This is a genomic window from Candidatus Vesicomyosocius sp. SY067_SCS001 (assembly GCF_014706615.1).
In the GTDB taxonomy this organism is placed as follows: Bacteria; Pseudomonadota; Gammaproteobacteria; order PS1; family Pseudothioglobaceae; genus Ruthia.
In genome coordinates this window covers 855324-872694 of the sequence record NZ_CP054877.1, presented here as the reverse complement: position 1 = coordinate 872694, position 17371 = coordinate 855324, and the positions used below count along the sequence as shown (strand labels likewise).

General features: G+C 29.3%; 15 protein-coding genes. 7 read left to right on the top strand and 8 right to left on the bottom strand.

The genetic code is table 11. The features are described from left to right. Positions 1–486: a peptidylprolyl isomerase gene (locus HUW60_RS04180; RefSeq protein WP_190600283.1), complete on the bottom strand. Its 486-nt coding sequence runs from the start codon at positions 484–486 to the stop codon at positions 1–3. Between the two features lie 124 nt (positions 487–610). On the opposite strand from HUW60_RS04180, the gene rplU reads away from it, so the two are divergent. The 4 genes from rplU (at position 611) to fabG (ending at position 2955) form a co-directional block, all read left to right on the top strand. Then, complete coding sequence (rplU, locus tag HUW60_RS04175) at positions 611–922, top strand: 50S ribosomal protein L21 (protein WP_190600282.1); 312 nt, start codon at positions 611–613, stop codon at positions 920–922. Between the two features lie 11 nt (positions 923–933). Then, positions 934–1191 (top strand): 50S ribosomal protein L27, encoded by a 258-nt coding sequence (gene rpmA / locus HUW60_RS04170; RefSeq protein ID WP_190600281.1) that lies wholly within the window; start codon positions 934–936, stop codon positions 1189–1191. Between the two features lie 88 nt (positions 1192–1279). Next, a complete protein-coding gene (gene fabD / locus HUW60_RS04165; protein ID WP_190600280.1) occupies positions 1280–2212 on the top strand; it encodes an ACP S-malonyltransferase in 933 nt (310 codons plus the stop codon). Further along, on the top strand, positions 2209–2955 hold the full coding sequence (gene fabG, locus HUW60_RS04160; protein ID WP_190600279.1) for a 3-oxoacyl-ACP reductase FabG: 747 nt from the start codon (positions 2209–2211) through the stop codon (positions 2953–2955). Before fabD ends, fabG begins: the two co-directional genes overlap by 4 nt. 14 nt (positions 2956–2969) lie before the next feature. On the opposite strand, the gene tadA is transcribed toward fabG, so the two are convergent. After that, a complete protein-coding gene (gene tadA, locus HUW60_RS04155; RefSeq protein WP_190600278.1) occupies positions 2970–3434 on the bottom strand; it encodes a tRNA adenosine(34) deaminase TadA in 465 nt (154 codons plus the stop codon). Further along, entirely contained in the window at positions 3425–4987 is a 1563-nt protein-coding gene (gene guaA / locus HUW60_RS04150) for a glutamine-hydrolyzing GMP synthase (protein ID WP_190600277.1), read from the bottom strand. Before guaA ends, tadA begins: the two co-directional genes overlap by 10 nt. A gap of 46 nt (positions 4988–5033) precedes the next feature. Between guaA and lptG the strand changes: the two genes are divergently transcribed. The 3 genes from lptG (at position 5034) to surE (ending at position 9327) form a co-directional block, all read left to right on the top strand. Then, positions 5034–6116 (top strand): LPS export ABC transporter permease LptG, encoded by a 1083-nt coding sequence (gene lptG / locus HUW60_RS04145; protein WP_190600276.1) that lies wholly within the window; start codon positions 5034–5036, stop codon positions 6114–6116. A gap of 217 nt (positions 6117–6333) precedes the next feature. Continuing rightward, positions 6334–8556 carry an ATP-dependent Clp protease ATP-binding subunit ClpA gene (gene clpA, locus HUW60_RS04140; protein WP_190600879.1) on the top strand — a complete coding sequence of 741 codons (2223 nt, stop codon included), beginning with the start codon at positions 6334–6336 and terminating at the stop codon, positions 8554–8556. Positions 8557–8577: 21 nt separating this feature from the next. After that, positions 8578–9327, top strand: coding sequence for a 5'/3'-nucleotidase SurE (gene surE / locus HUW60_RS04135; RefSeq protein ID WP_190600275.1), 750 nt, complete (start codon positions 8578–8580; stop codon positions 9325–9327). A 523-nt stretch (positions 9328–9850) separates the two neighbouring features. Here surE and HUW60_RS04130 read toward each other — a convergent pair. The 5 genes from HUW60_RS04130 to HUW60_RS04110 all read right to left on the bottom strand — a co-directional run bounded on the left by HUW60_RS04130 (position 9851) and on the right by HUW60_RS04110 (position 16434). Further along, complete coding sequence (locus HUW60_RS04130) at positions 9851–11512, bottom strand: glutamine--tRNA ligase/YqeY domain fusion protein (protein ID WP_190600274.1); 1662 nt, start codon at positions 11510–11512, stop codon at positions 9851–9853. 1006 nt (positions 11513–12518) lie between these two features. Beyond that, complete coding sequence (locus HUW60_RS04125; protein WP_190600273.1) at positions 12519–13553, bottom strand: glycosyltransferase; 1035 nt, start codon at positions 13551–13553, stop codon at positions 12519–12521. A gap of 12 nt (positions 13554–13565) precedes the next feature. Then, positions 13566–14345 carry a glycosyltransferase family 25 protein gene (locus tag HUW60_RS04120; protein ID WP_190600272.1) on the bottom strand — a complete coding sequence of 260 codons (780 nt, stop codon included), beginning with the start codon at positions 14343–14345 and terminating at the stop codon, positions 13566–13568. Next, on the bottom strand, positions 14346–15086 hold the full coding sequence (locus HUW60_RS04115; RefSeq protein WP_190600271.1) for a hypothetical protein: 741 nt from the start codon (positions 15084–15086) through the stop codon (positions 14346–14348). A gap of 619 nt (positions 15087–15705) precedes the next feature. Next, positions 15706–16434, bottom strand: a complete 729-nt coding sequence (locus tag HUW60_RS04110) for a glycosyltransferase (protein WP_190600270.1) — start codon at positions 16432–16434, stop codon at positions 15706–15708. Positions 16435–17371: the final 937 nt, after the last annotated feature.

Below are 17371 nucleotides of genomic sequence, written 5' to 3'. Positions count from 1 at the left end.
TCAAGCGTTATATGCCTTATTAACAACTACATAGTCATTTGGTACATCACTATGTCCACTCTTATTGCTAGTAGATACTTGGTTGATTTTATCAATCACTTCAAAACCTTTAACAACTTTACCAAATACACAATAGCCCCATCCATCTTGTCCGGGAAAATTTAAGTATGAGTTCTTTGATGTGTTGATAAAGAATTGTGAGTTGGCAGAATGTGGTGTAGAAGTCCTAGCCATAGCCAATGAATATTTGTTATTTTTAGAGCTATTTTTTGCTTCATTTTTAATGTTAGTTTTAGTGGTTTTTTGGATCATATCTTTTGTAAAACCACCACCTTGAATCATAAAATTTTTAATAACACGATGAAAAATAGTGCCATCATAAAATCCATTATTTACATAATTAATAAAGTTTTGTGTGCTAATTGGTGTGTTTTTAGTATCAACATTAATATGAATATTACCCATGTTGGTTTCAAAAATAGTCATGTATTAAAAGTCCATTTAAAGAAGAAATATGAATTATACGTTATAATTTTATTAAAGAAACTTTACAAATCTAAACGTTCAAGTATAATCACGCTATTTTAGCAAAACATGTTTAGAATTAGTTATGTACGCAGTTATTAAAACAGGTGGTCAACAATTTAAGATTAAACAAGGCATGATTCTAAAAATTGAAAAATTAGAAGTTGAGCCTGGTAATAAAGTTACTTTTAAAGAAGTGTTAATAGTCTCTGATGGAGATGATATTCAGGTGGGTACACCTTTTGTATCTAAAGTAACTGTTGAAGCAAAAATTATTTCACAAGTAAAAGGGAAAAAAGTACACATACTCAAATTCCGTCGTCGTAAACATTCAATGAAACAACAAGGTCATCGCCAATTGTTAACTGAAATTGAAATTGTTAGAATTAATACATAAGAGAGTATTTTATGGCACATAAAAAAGCAGGCGGTAGTACTAACAACGGTAGAGATTCAGTATCAAAACGTCTAGGTGTTAAAAGATTTGGCGGACAAGTCGTGTTAGCTGGTAATATTTTAGTACGTCAAAGAGGTACTAAATTTCATCCAGGCATTAATGTTAGTAAGGGAAAAGACGATACATTATTTGCCACAATGGATGGCAAAGTTGTATTTTCTAAAAAAGGTAAATTTATGTATCAATATATTTCTATTGAAATAGCATAATTTTATGCATTTAGATTATTTTGAAAAGCGCTTTTTAGGCGCTTTTTTATTAATTAAAATACTACAATTGAGTTTGTTTTAAGTTTATATGAAATACGCTATTATATTTCCAGGTCAAGGGTCACAATCTTTAGGCATGTTATCAGAACTTGCCAGTTATTTTCCTGTTGTAAAAGAAACATTTACTGAGGCAAGTGACGCACTGGGTTTTGATCTTTGGACACTAACACAACAAGACCTAAATTCCCTTAGTCAAACAGAAAATACTCAACCAGCTATGTTGGCTGCAGGTTATGCAACTTATTTAGCACTTACATATAAGTATAATTTATTGCCTGTTTGTATGGCAGGTCATAGTTTAGGTGAGTATACAGCATTAGTAGCATCTGGTTCTTTAGGATTTAGTGATGGAATTAAGTTAGTTAGAAAACGTGCAGAATTAATGCAATCGGCAATGCCTACAGGAGTAGGTGCAATGGCAGCTATTATTGGGTTAGAAAGTAGTATTGTAGTTAAATTGTGTATGGATTATTCAGGTCGGGGTATTGTTGAAGCGGTTAATTTTAATTCATTAAGGCAGGTGGTTATTGCGGGTAATAAAGAGGCTGTAGAGTCTACTTGTCAATTAATGAAAGCTATAGGCGCTAAACGTGTAGTGCTATTGCCAGTTAGTGTAGCATCACATTGTTCATTAATGAACAATGTGGCAGTTGAGTTTAAAAATTGTGTAGATTTGGTTCAGTTTAATAAAGGTAGTATTGATGTGCTTCATAATTTTGATACACTTAAAGCAACTGATGTTGACGACATGAAATCTAAATTAGTCGCGCAATTACATCATCCAGTGTTATGGACTAATACTATTCAAGCGATGCATAATATGGGTGTTGAAAAATTAATTGAATCTGGTCCAGGAAAAGTACTTACAGGTTTAACAAGAAGAATTGAGAAAGCATTAACTGTTAATGCTATATTAGATTCAACTAGTATAGAAATAACTTTAAAGGAAATTTTATCATGAATAATTTAGATGGAAAAATCGTGTTAGTAACAGGTGCAAGTCGTGGTATTGGTCAGGCAATTGCTTTAACTTTAGGGGCAGCAGGTGCGACTGTTATTGGTACAGCAACCAGTAATAAAGGTTCAAGTGCAATTAGTATAGTATTAAAGAATAGCGGTGTTACGGGTATAGGTATGAAACTTAACGTGACTAATAATGAGCAAATTGCTAAGATGATAAAGTCTATTGTTGACACTTATGGGATTATTGATATATTAGTTAATAATGCAGGTATTATTCGTGATAATTTGTTGATACGGATGTGTGAGGATGAGTGGGATGATATTATCAATACTAACTTAACTTCAGTTTATAAAATGTCAAAAGCGGTATTGCGTGGAATGATGAAGAAGAAATCAGGTCGTATTATTTCTATTGCTTCTGTTGTGGCTGCTATGGGTAATGCAGGTCAAACTAATTATGCTGCTGCTAAGGCAGGTATAATAGGGTTTACCAAATCATTGGCCCGTGAAGTGGGTTCTCGTAATATTACAATTAATTCGATTGCTCCTGGTTTTATTCAAACAGATATGATTAATACATTATCTGAAGAGCAAATAGTAGCTGTATCTCAACAAATTCCAATGAATCGTTTAGGTACAGTTTATGAAGTTGCTAATGTAGTATTATTTTTAGCAGGTGACGGTGCTTCATACATTACAGCACAGACATTACATGTTAATGGTGGGATGTATACAGTCTAAGACTTAAGTTATTTTTATTGATTATTTATTCGTTTATTTTTAAAAAAGTTTTGTAATAGATTTTTGCATTGGTCAGCTAAAATACCGCTTTTAATGCTAATTAAATGGTTAAAACATCGATTATTCAGTAAATCTATACACGATCCACAAGCACCTGATTTTTTGTCATAAGCACCGAATACAATATATGATATACGTGCATGAACTATCGCACCTAGACACATAGTGCAAGGCTCTAAAGTAACATATAATGTTGTGCCAGATAATCGATAATTATTTAATTTTTTACCTGCAATACGCAATAATTGTATTTCTGCATGTGCAGTTGGATCATTGTTTAAAATTGTTTGGTTATGTGCCTCTCCAATTAATTGATTATTTTGTACTAAGATTGCACCAACAGGTACTTCACCTATTTGTTGTGCTTGTTTTGCTTGTTCAATAGCAAGTGTCATCCAATCTACTGTGGTTATTCCCATTCAATAGTTGCTGGTGGTTTACTAGAAACATCATAGACTACACGTGAAATGCGTGGAATTTCATTCATAATCCTATTGGATACTAAATCTAGAAAATCATAAGGTAGTCTTGCCCAACGAGCTGTCATAAAGTCAATTGTTTCAACAGCACGTAGTGCAATAACATAGTCATATCGTCTTGTATCTCCAGTAACGCCAACTGATTTAATAGGTAGGAATACAGCAAAGGCTTGGTTAACTGTGTTGTATAAATTATTTTTATATAATTCGTCTATGAAAATAGTATCAGCTTGTCTTAAAATATCTGCATATTCTTGTTTTACTTGTCCTAAAATACGTATGCTTAATCCAGGTCCTGGGAATGGATGACAATAAAGCATATGCGTTGGAATACCAAGTATAGCACCAATTTTTCGTACTTCATCTTTGAATAATTCTTTAATAGGTTCTACTAATGTTAACTGTAAACTGTCTGGCAATCCACCTACATTATGATGTGATTTAATAACTTTGGTTTTGTTTGATTTTGTGCCTGCTGATTCAATAACATCTGGGTAAATTGTGCCTTGGGCTAAAAATTGAATGTTATTAAGTTTTTTAGCTTCTTCTTCAAATACTTCAATAAACGCATGACCAATAATTTTTCGTTTTGCCTCAGGTTTATCTTCATTTGATAGTGCATTGTAGAATTTTTTCTGAGCGTTGACACGTATAACTTTTACGCTCATATTTTGTGCAAAACTTTGCATTATCTTATTGCCTTCATTGAGACGTAAAAGACCATTATCAACAAATACACAAGTAAGTTGTTTGTCTACTGCTTGTTGTAAAAGTACAGCAACTACTAAGGAATCTACACCACCAGATAAACCTAATAAAACATTGGCATTACCAATCTGTTTTTTAAGATCATTCACTAATTTAGTGATGATATTATCTGTTGTCCAATTTTTTTTACATTGACAAATGTCACTGACAAAACGCTCTAATATGTGTTTTCCTTGTTTAGTATGAGTAACTTCTGGATGAAATTGTAAGCCATAATAATGTTTATTTATATCGGCAAACCCTGCTATATTACAGCTATCTGTAGAAGCAATTAGTTTAAACCCATCTGGTAATTGTTTTACCTCAATTCCGTGACTCATCCACACATCTAATAAATCGTTACTTCCATCATTAATACCATTTAGTAGTGGCGAGTAGTTGCAAGAACGAACTTTGGCAAAACCGTATTCATGTTTATTAGCTGAAGTAGCATGTCCGCCAAGTTGTATCGCCATAGTTTGCATACCATAACAAATACCTAGTATTGGTATGTTGAGATCAAATATAATACTTGGTGCTCTAGCAGCATTGTTAAATGTTACTATGTCAGGACCACCTGAAAGAATTATACCTTTAGGATTGAACTTTTTAATAAAGTCACTATTTATATCATAGCGAGATAATTCACAATAAACGCCAATATCACGTACACGACGGGCAATAAGTTGAGTATATTGAGAACCAAAATCAAGAATAAGAATTTTATTAAGGTGAAGATTGTTCATCATGATATCAAAGTTAAATAATTCTATTATTAAGAAGACTATTTTAATGAAAATCTTAACCATTTATATTGTTAAAACTATGGCTTTTTATACATTAATTGTAATGTTAGTTTGGATAAGTATTTATGCATTTTTTAATTTTCTTGAGGAAGTTAAATTTATAGGACAATATAATTACACCGTATTTGAAGCAACAAAATATGTGATTTTGAATATTCCTGCGGTTGTGTATTCGCATTCATCAGTTATTATTTTATTAGGATCACTTTTGGCGTTGACTAATTTAGCATCTACTTCTCAGTTGGTTATTATTAGAAGTTCTGGTGTATCAATTATGCAAATTTCAAATATTGTTGTTTGGGTTGCGTTAATGTTTATTGCAATTATTATCCTTATAGGTGAATTGGTTGCACCAATAACCACTGAATATGCAGAGTGTTTGCGTTCTAAAGCATTAGAACAGAAGATAATATGCAGAAATCAACAAGAGTTTTGGCTGAAAGACAATGGATTTTTTATTCATTTTAAGAAAGACTTTGATGATAAATCATTTCAAGATATTACTTTTATTAAATTACGTGCACCAGGCGTATTGGATTCTATTATATATTCTGATAATGCAACTTTTAATGGGAATAATTTAGAACTTAGCAAATCCGTTCATTACCAATTAAGTAAGAATGGAGAATTGACAACGTTTTCTCAAAATAATTTTAAGAAATACAGTGTTCCAATATCATTTAATCAAAAACTTATAAAAAATCTCAAGAAAGATTCTCGAAAACTCTCTACTTGGCATCTTTATAAGCAAATTAGTTTTTTGACAAATAATAATCTTGTAGCTGATATTGTTGAAATAGAAATATATAAACGTTTTATGAGACCTGTTACTTTGGTTGCGATGATATTATTTTCAATGCTATTTGTTTTTGGTTCACTTCGTGATGCGTCACTTGGTAAAAAAATTTTTTTAGGTCTAATGATGAGTTTATTTTTTGAGTTAACTTCACGTATCATCGGTGTATTGTCACTTACGTTTAATTATAATCATTTTTTAAGCGCCTCAATCCCGACACTAATGATATTGGTTATTGTATTGGTGTTGTTAAAGAGAAAATCAGCTAATTAGTATAGTAAGGCATTATTATAACCTTTACAATCAGAATAAAAACACCCCAATAAATTCCAAATATTGTAGCCATAATGATGAGTATATTACCATGTAATTTGTGATATTTATTATTTGATATTGCACGGATCAAAATATCACAGGCGATAGAATTTATACGCAAAAAATTAACAGTTATTAATGTGTGTATTATATGAATTGGAGATATAATAAAACCATGATTGAAACAGGATTACAACAAGAAATTAATTATGTTATGACACAAGCTCGTAATAATCGTTTGGAATTTGTGACGGTTGAGCATTTACTTTTAGCGCTACTTAATATTGATGAGATGGTTACTTTATTAAATAATAAACGGGTTGATGTTGATGAATTCCGTGATGAATTAGAAGGTTATATTGATTTACATACACCACTTATTGCGCTTGATTCTAATGTTGATATTGTACTAACAGTAGGTTTCCAGCGTGTTTTACAACGTAGTATTTACCAAGCACAATCTGCGCAAAAAAATACGGTATATGCAATGAACATACTTGTGAGTATTTTTTCTGAAAAGGACTCTCATTCGGTTTATTTGCTAAAACTTAATAATATTTCACGTTTAGATGCCATGGAGGATATTTTAAATAGGACTACAGAATCTATTACAAGTGATCCAAGAGTGGAATTAGATAAGGAAAAAATCAAACAATCCTCATTGGAAACTTATACAACAAATCTATGTGAAAAAGCTAAGTCTGGACAAATAGATCCTCTTCTTGGTAGAGAAGAGGAAATTATTCGTACAGTACAAGTATTGTCTAGACGTCGTAAAAATAACCTATTATTTGTAGGTCTTTCTGGTGTTGGTAAAACAGCTATTGCACAAGGTATTGCATTGAAGATTGTTGAAGGGAAAGTGCCAGATATTTTAAAGAAAGTTAGTATTTATTCACTAGATATTGGTGTGCTTATTGCAGGTACAAAATATCGAGGTGATTTTGAAAAACGCCTTAAAGCAGTATTAACCGATTTAGAAAAAATACCGAAAGCTGTTTTGTTTATTGATGAAATTCATACTTTAATTGGCGCAGGTAGTGTTTCTGGTGGGTCATTAGATGCTTCTAATTTGTTAAAGCCTGCATTGGCTGATGGTACACTTAGGTGTATGGGTTCAACTACTTATGAAGAATACCGAAAAGTATTTGAGAAAGATCATGCATTATCACGTCGTTTTCAAAAAATTGATATTGATGAGCCTTCTGTAGCAGATACTATTAAAATTCTACAAGGTCTTAAAAAATACTACCAAAATTATCATAAAGTTAAATATTCAGAGGCAGCGTTAAGATCTGCTGTTGAATTGTCTCATCGTTATATAAATAATCGTTGCTTGCCAGATAAGGCAATTGATGTAATTGATGAAGTTGGTGCTTATCAACAAATTCAGCCCAAATCAAAACGTAAGATTAATATTGGTGTGGGCGATATTGAAAATATTATTTCTAAATTAGCACGTATCCCATCTAATAAAGTTACCAATGATGATAAACATTTATTAAAAAATCTAGAATCAGAGCTTAAATTGGGTGTGTTTGGACAAGATCGTGCATTGGGTAGTTTGTCTACGGCTATTAAGTTGTCACGTTCGGGTTTGGCACAAGTTGATAAACCAATCGGATCTTTTCTTTTTGCAGGACCAACTGGTGTTGGTAAAACAGAAATTTGCAAGCAATTAGCTCGAATTATGGGAATTAAGTTGTTACGTTTTGATATGAGCGAATATGGAGAACGTCACTCAGTTTCTAAATTCATTGGATCACCACCAGGTTATGTAGGTTATGATAAAGGTGGTCTATTAACTGAAGTGGTTAATGCTAACCCGTATGCGGTGTTATTACTTGATGAGATTGAAAAAGCTCATGCAGATATTTTTAATCTACTACTACAAGTTATGGATAATAGTAAGATGACCGACGCTAGCGGTCGAGAGGTTGATTTTAGAAATGTAATTTTGGTGATGACATCAAATGCTGGTGTACAAAGTATTCAGCGTACATCAATAGGTTTTAGTGAACAAGACCGCTCATTAGATTATGAAACTGAATTGAAAAAATTATTCACACCAGAATTTAGAAACCGTTTATCAGAAGTTATTTATTTTAATACTCTTAACGAACAAACTATTGTTTATGTAGTGAATAAGTTTTTATTTGAACTAAAGAAAGCATTAGAAAATAAACAGGTTTCTTTAACTGTGTCTGATATTGCTAGAGCATGGTTTGCAAAACATGGTTATGATGCTAAGATGGGTGCACGGCCTATGGCACGTTTGGTTGAACAAGAAATTCGTAAGCCATTAGCAGATGAATTATTGTTTGGTAAATTAACTAATGGAGGATTGGTAAAGGTTGACGTTAAAAAAGATAGAATTATCCTTGCGATACAGTCGTGATACATATATTACTAATTAAAGATGAAGATTTTAGTTAGTAATGATGATGGTTATCAAGCTCAAGGTATTATAGAACTTTATCAATCTTTAGCACAAGAACATGAAGTTATTATCGTTGCACCTAGTGAAAATAAATCAGCTAGTAGTAGTTCTCTTACACTTGATAAGCCTTTGAGGCCAATTAAAATATCAAATAATGTTTATTGTATTGATGCAACACCAAGTGATTGTGTACATTTAGCTCTGTGTGGCTTCCTAAATGAAGAAATTGATTTAGTAGTGACAGGTATTAACTTCGGTGCTAATCTGGGTGATGATGTGATTTATTCAGGTACTGTTGCTGGTGCGATAGAAGGACGATTTTTAGGTTTACCATCAGTATCGATATCATTAGCAAGTTGGAAGGGTCGGCATTTTAAGACAGCAGGTATTGTAATCAGACAATTAATTAATCAGATATCTCATACTCATTTATCATACGATACTGTACTGAATATTAATGTTCCAGATGTTATTTTTAGTGATATTAAAGGATTTAAAACAACGCGTTTAGGAAAGCGTCATATGTCAGAGCAAAGTATTATCGATAAAAATGACTCATCACTTTATTGGATCGGTAAGAATGGTAAAGAAGCTGATAATGGCGTAGGGACAGATTTTCATGCCATTACTAATTGTTACGTGTCAATCACACCTTTACAAACTGATTTAACTAAATATAACGAGATTAATACTGTATCAACATGGCTAAATCAAATAATTACAACTTGATTTGATTAATTTTATTATTTGTTCTTGTTATTACCAATATTAGTGGAAATGTTTTATTTTGTAGGTTTGTAAAAGTTTCATATTCAGTTTTTAATTTTAGTGTCTATGATTATCTTGAATGTTGTTTAATCTATTACCAAATTTTAAAATAAAATACCGTAAATCGTCTATAGTTGGAATTTTATTTGATTTATTTTTAACTGTACTAAATGGTAAGAACTAATTTATTTTAAAAGCTTGGATAAGTAGTATTAGCAGATATTATATTGATAAATACTTATCTTTATTGCTATAAATTATAGATATTTTTTGACAAAGAGTAACAAATTAGTTGTTATTTTTATTAAATTTTTATACATTATCAGTGTATATTTATGTAAGTTTATGTGGTGTATAGAAAATTTAGTTAGATATTTATAGTTATATTAGTTCAATCCTAAAACTCTTAAAAGGTAGTAAGATATTTATCAAAATTATTTATTGTAAACCTTTAATTAAATTGTTTTGTTTTTAGTATAAGGTATTAATCTTTACAAGTATCATGTAGACTAATTGTTTTATTAAATATTAGTTTATTGTTTGATTGATTATCTCTACAAAAATATCCTTCGCGTTCAAATTGATAAGCGATTTCAGGCTTACTATTAGCCATATTAGGTTCTACCATGCCATAAGTGATGATTAGTGACTGTGTGTTAAGTAATTGTTCAAAGTTATTATTTTTTCCAAGGTTTTTAAGTATGAATAATCGATCATATAGTCTAAATTCTGCTTTAAGTGCCTTAGTGGCTTCAACAAAATGAATTACTCCTTTAATTTTACGACCATCTTTAGGGTTTTTTCCTAACGTATCAGGATCGTATGTTGCGTATACAGTGGTAATGTTGCCGTTAAAATCAGTATCAAAAGTAGTAGCATTTATGACATAAGCAGATCGTAGACGTACTTCTTTATTGATTGCTAGTCGTCTAAACTTTTTATTGGGAATTGTTTCTTTAAAGTCTGCTCTATCAATGTATAACTCACGAGAAAAGAATATATTACGTTTTCCCATTGTCTTATTTTGAGGGTGAGTAGGTGCTTGTAGGATTTCAAGTTTTCCTTCAGGATAATTTTCAATAATAACACGTATTGGATCAATGACACCCATGGTACGAGGTGCTACAATATTAAGGTTATTACGTACAGCAATTTCTAAAATTTTTATATCTGTAATATTATTAATTTTAGAAATACCAACTCTATTTATGAACTCACGAATTGCAACTTTAGTATAACCACGACGACGAAGGCCTGAAATAGTTGGCATGCGTGGATCATCCCAGCCAGATACTAGTTTATTTTCTACTAAAAGTTGTAATTTACGTTTTGACATAACCATGTATTCTAAATTTAGCCGTGAAAATTCATATTGATGTGGGCGATTAGGCTTATTAAAATCATCTAAGTTTTCTAGTATCCAATCATATAAGCGACGATTATCTTGGAATTCTAATGTACATAAAGAGTGAGTCACTCCTTCAATTGCATCACTAATGCAATGTGCAAAATCATACATAGGGTAAATATGCCATTGATTTTTAGTTTGGTGATGTTTGTCAAAGCGAATACGGTATAGGGTTGGATCACGCATACACATAAATGAGCTTTTCATATCAATTTTGCCTCGTAATACACATTCACCTTCTAAAAATTTACCTGCTTTCATTTGTGCAAGTAATTCTAGATTTTTTGCAATTGATGTATTTCTATAGGGACTATCTTTTCCAACCTTTTTTAAGGTACCTCTATAAATACGAATTTCATCTAAATCTAAAAAGCAAACATAAGCTAAATCTTTATTAATAAGCTCAGTAGCATATTCATAAAACTGTTTAAAATAATGAGAACTATACTTAATATTACCATCCCATGAAAATCCCAGCCATTTAATATCTTCTTTGATAGCATTTATAAATTTAATATCTTCTTTGGTTGGATTGGTATCATCGAATCGCAAGTTACACCGTCCTTTATAATCTTTTGCTAAACCAAAATTCAGGAAAATTGATTTAGCATGTCCAATATGTAAATAACCATTAGGTTCAGGTGGAAAACGTGTTTGAATAGAAGTATGCAATTTTTGTTCTAAATCAATATCAATTTGGTTTCTAATAAAGTTTGTGTAAGTGTTATTTTTATTCATAAGTATTAAATTTTTATCAATATAAATACAAAATTTATCTTATTAGATTATCAATTATTTATGCGAATATTGTTAATATACTACTTTTATTTAGAATTAAAATATCTAACCTTTAAGATATTAAAGGATTTTATTATTATTGACTTGTAATAGGTATTTATTTTGTTTTTTAGGTAAAGATAATTTATTTAAGTAATTTAAATTATTCTAACAACTCTGTATGATTGATTTTAGTTTTGTTATTTTGCCTATCATAGTTTCTCGTAAAGAGTTTTAATTATCCTATCTTTTTAGCATAATTTTATATTAAGATATAGTAAAATAGATTGGATTATTTATAGGGATATTTTTATAATCTTAATCATTTATAGGAATAGATACAACTTTATATTAACCTTGATGAGTCTTATATCATTATATTAAGTGTATTGTTTATCTTGAGAGTGTTAAATATCTAGTTAACAATAACAGAATAAAATTCTTATCTTAGTGTTGATACCAATTTGTGTATCACTTTTATTGACTTGTTATAATTTGACCAATAGATTTTCTGTTAAATTTATAAGGAAGAACTATTGGTAGTAAAGAATAGACCAATGAATAAGTTTTGATAATCATTATGGATAGGTAACAGAATATATAATATTAAGTTATATTAACTTTAATATTTTATTAAAAACTTTTTATATTTTTTTGTCCATATCTTTCCCAATGGTTATAAAATAATAGTTTTATTTCAGTAGAAGCTATTATTTAGAATAAATGTATATTTGATAGTATAGAGTTTTATTAGTCGTGTTTTTGGTATCTTATTTATATTATTACAAAGTCTTGGAAACGTTAATAATAATGATATGTTATTTGAAATATATGTTATACGGAATTAAGTTTATTAAAAACAGGAGGTTTTAATTTTAGGTGTGTAGAGTGATAATATTAATTTTGTGTTTTTTGCATCTTTTAGATGTGTATTTTTAAATCTTCTGTCTTATTGTAAAAAAATCTATTAACCATTAATTATATCAATATATTTTTTAGTAGTAGAATCAAGGTGGAATTTTTCGTTTAATGGGTGTGAAAATATTAATGGGTTATTGTTGGCTTGTTGTATTAATTGAGCTAATTTTTCAATATCGTTGACTGGTACAAGATTATCTCTAGGTAATATTTCTGATGGTCCTGATGGACAGTCTGTACTTATTACCGGTGTTTTTAATGCTAATGCTTCTGTTATAACCATGCCAAATCCCTCAAAATCTGATGATAACACCATTAACCTAGCATATTTGATAAATGGATAAGGATTAGGTTGAAATCCAGCAAAAATTACTTTTTCATTTAAATCTAAGTTATTAACTAATTTCTTGTATTTTTCTTTTAAATGACCTTTTCCTATCAGGATAAGTGGATTTTCTATACCACTTTGGTGATAAGCTTTAATTAAAATATCATGTCTTTTTTGCTTTTTAAATTTACCTACATGAACTAAATAATCATGATATTTTGGTTTAAATTCAATAGATTCCTGATTGATAAAATCAACATCAATAGGGTTATATACACAATATGATGGAAATCGACTATTAAAGAATCGGTCAAAGTCAGTTTTGACACCTTGGGAAACGCAAATAACTGGTTTTTTAGTATATATATTTCTCACTTCAGCAAAATTATTATTTTGTTTGCTTATCATGTTATGAATAATTAAATAAGTATTAAGCTTACTATAACATAGCATTCTGTCAGATGGAAGTAAATTAGATAGAACAAGATTTGGGTTGTCACACCTATTAACGATAAACTTATCTAAGATTGGCGCTAAAAATATACCTCTAATAATTTTTGGTATCCAGCGATAATATTTTTTAAAATAATGTATTTTTAATTGGCTGTTTGATTTAAGTTCAATTGACCTTTTGAGTGTTAATACAATATTGACAGTATATCCCTGCTGAATAAAGCCTTCTGCTAAAGTCAATACCATCCTTTCCGCTCCATTTCCTTGTAAAGTTGGTATAACAATAGCTACATTTTTCTTCATTAAAAGTAAGTCTTATTTAAAATCTTTATTATTTAATTTAATATAACGTTTTTTTGCTTTAAAGATGAAGCTTAATTGACGTAGCCCTAATTTTACTTGTACAGTTATTCTCTTTATTTTAAAAATAAAGACGTGGTTTTTATTATTATTTTCATACCTTATGAATGATTGACTAATTGCTGTATTGTATTGTTTAATATTGTATTTTTTGCAAAACATTAGTTGTACTGCACAAGCTGGTTCTATTTGATAAGATTGCAAGTCTAGACAGTTATGTAAATGTGCATCTGCTAGGGCAATGCCATTTTTTTGCTTCTGCTGTAATAATTTTTTTGCACCATTTGGGTATAATATATAGGCTGCAGCTCCTGCTTTATCTTGATATAAGTAAAATAATTGATGATTACCGATTGGCTGAGATTTTTTTGCTAAATATTTTTTTCTATTAAAAACTTCTAAATTAACCATATCGAAATTGGTGTACTTTTCTAATTTTGCTAGTATGTCAGGGGTATATTTTGACAGTAAAATATCATCTTCTAAAATTAAAGCCATTCTATTTTTTTTAACAATTTTTGACCATAGTGTTTGATGTGAAAAATAACAAGCTACTTCAGTTTTTTGCATTGGTCTCTGCCAGTCATAATAGTGCTGTTGATAGGTCTTATTATTAATATCGTCTATAGTGGTGGCATTGATTATTTGATAATCTAGTTTTAATTTAGATAATTGTTGTTCTTGAAATTGACGGCGTTTAATAGCACTTGATAGATTAATAACAAAGATATCCATTTACCACCATCCAGTTTTATCACGAGTGTGTCTATTTTTTGCACGTTTATAAATAGTATCAAATTTTTGCAATCGTTTAAATACCTCTAATAGTATCTTGCCTGCAACATTTATTTTTGCTGCTTTATCAATTCGCCATCGCATATTTCTAATTGTGTCAGAAGTGCCAAATTTAAACGTTGAAATACCATCAAAAAGCATTATTCTTTCCTCATTATTTAGTCTATCAGTTTTTTCTTTATCGTCTTTATTATTTTGCGAATTAATAATGAAACGTTCACTTTCTTGTATTTCGATAGTGATTAATAAACATGAGCATGCTACAGATAAACCTATAATTGCATCATTATTAGAGCAGTCTGTAAAAGTATTAATTGCAGAAAGTAGCCAACGTGTGTTTAAGTTTTTGAGTAAGAATTTTGTTTCTTCATGCCAAAGATTTTCAAAAATAGTAAAATGTTTTTTTGTTTCAAATTCCCTTCTAATTAGGACAATAAGTTTTGCATGAGTGTGACAAAGTTTACTTTGTCCAGAGAATTCATTTTTTAAAGCATTAAAATGTTCTTCAATATTCTTAGGACTACCATAAGTATATATTATTCCATTATCGACAATAAATTGTTTTTTTTGGTGTTTGAAGTCAACATTAATATGTTTGGATAAATATTTTGCACCACGTCGTCTTTGATGACGAGTTAATGAAAACCATTTCTCGAATTTGTTTTTATCTCTACGCCCCATTATTATTTTTTGAGTGAGATTGTTGAGAACCACCTACTCCAAAATTTTGGTAAGAGATATAGTCTTGATTCAGCTCCCAAGTTTGTATATTATGAAGCAAAAATATTTGTTTTCTATTTAGAAAAGGTTTGAGTAGAGAATTTTTCATAGATTGATTCGATATTGTCTAGTACCGATATTTGATAATGAATAAATATGACATTATTAATACCTTTCCTTTTTTTTTATCATATCTATCTTTCAAACATTTCAATCACAATATTTTTTCTAAATTTATACATATAGTTTTAATTATATTTCTATATATTGCTATATATTTTAATATTATTTTCTAATACAATACATATATTGTACATTATGGTTTGATACTATTTTCCAAGTGTTATACAAATTAAGAATACAGTCAATTTTTTTATATAGAGAAATATATAATAAATTCGTGAGTATTTTAATTGTTGTTGGTAAGACTGTAACTTTTTAGGTTGAATTTAATGATTATCTATTATCTTCATTTGTATAAATGTGGTTTCTAATTTAGATAATTGTTTATTCGTATAAGTCAATATATTAGAGGTTTTTATTTAATGTGATAATATAAATAGGACTTCTTTAGTATTTATTAAACTCTCCAGTATTTCTCAATCCAAGGTGATGGCTGGATGTGTCGATACCATTTTTTACTGCATCCAATAATTGCCTCAGGTGGATTAGGCAATCCATGGAATAAAATAACTTTAGCATTTTTAGGTATAAATGGTGCTTGAAACCAAGATTTTATCCAAGAAGGGCAACAACGATATTTAAAGCTTGGCACCCACTCATCTGGCCAATATTTTAACTTATCTTGTTTGTGTAGTTCTCGTGATAAGTATGCTTGTTCATGACGAACTTCACTTTTTACTAGTTCAAAATTTTTTTCAAAATAACTTAAAATTTTTGAGTATTTTCCAATTTCAAATCTAAATATTGATGAATTACCTTCTATTTTTTTTGGTTTTTTCTTATCATGGGCAATTAGGAAATCACCAGGAAAAGTGAAAAATTCATCTAAATTTCCCACCACTACTATGTCTAAATCTAGAAATAAAGTAGAACCAGATAAGTTGCCAAAGTTGTTTTTAAATATAGTTAATTTTCTCCAACCTCTTTCTAGTAATCCAAGTGGTAAATCTAATTCTGGTAAATCCTGTATTTCTACTTCGCTTCGTATACCTGTATTATTTTCAGTGAAACATACAAACCGAAATGGTATAGAAAGATGACGAGATACCATACCAAAGAGTCTATTAACGTATTTAACGGGGAACTTATCACCCCATTTTATGCATATAATATTAACTTTATTCATTTTTATCTAATTATTTTTTTATAATGCTAAATTATTAGCATAATATTTTATATCAATAAAGACTTATATATGGTATATTGCTAAGAGCTATTAATTATTACTATGATAGTTGTAACTAATTGTGTATTATTATTTATAATACTATGCTTTTAGCTGTAAAAAGCATCAAGTGGTAATACTTAGCATTGCGCTCTTTAGGATAATAGTGTGTATCAAGTTGTAAAATTTGTGGAAAGCTTTTAAAGCTAAATTAGATAATCATATTTAGCATTAAAATAACTATTTTTAGAATCGTGATATATTTTATATTTTAAGTAAACATATTTGTTGATGAATTATTTATTTATTCATTTAAGAATATTAAATCAGTTAGTAAAGTGGTTGATAGTATAACCATGGACCCTGATTTTATTTGTTTAGATAAATATATGCCAATTGATGAAGAGTAATGATAATGTTCTTATTATGATATGGGTCATGGTTAATATATTTATAATGTTGGCATTAAAGATTGAAATGATAATATCATTTTAGGAAAATTTTTTGATTGAAAATCAAATTGATACTCATGTCAGTGTTTAACCTATATAGTTATTATATTTGGCGTATAAAACTAATTATTATGAATATACTTGAATTCTCTATTGTTATTAGTTTGAATAAGACTAAAAAGTAATAAAATTATTGAGGTTATTGAATTGTAAAATAATATTTATTTAATTCGGTCAATTTATCATACGTACAATAATAAATGTAGACTGATAAAATCTATAACTTTAATATACAAGTTTAGTTTGAAACAATAGAATATATTACGGATATTATTAGTATCTTTTAGAATTGAACGAAAAAGTTCGTTATTATTAAGCTTTTACTTAGGAGGTAAGCTTTCTTGAATAATTATTAATGAGTTGGATGTTAGTCATTTAATAAATAA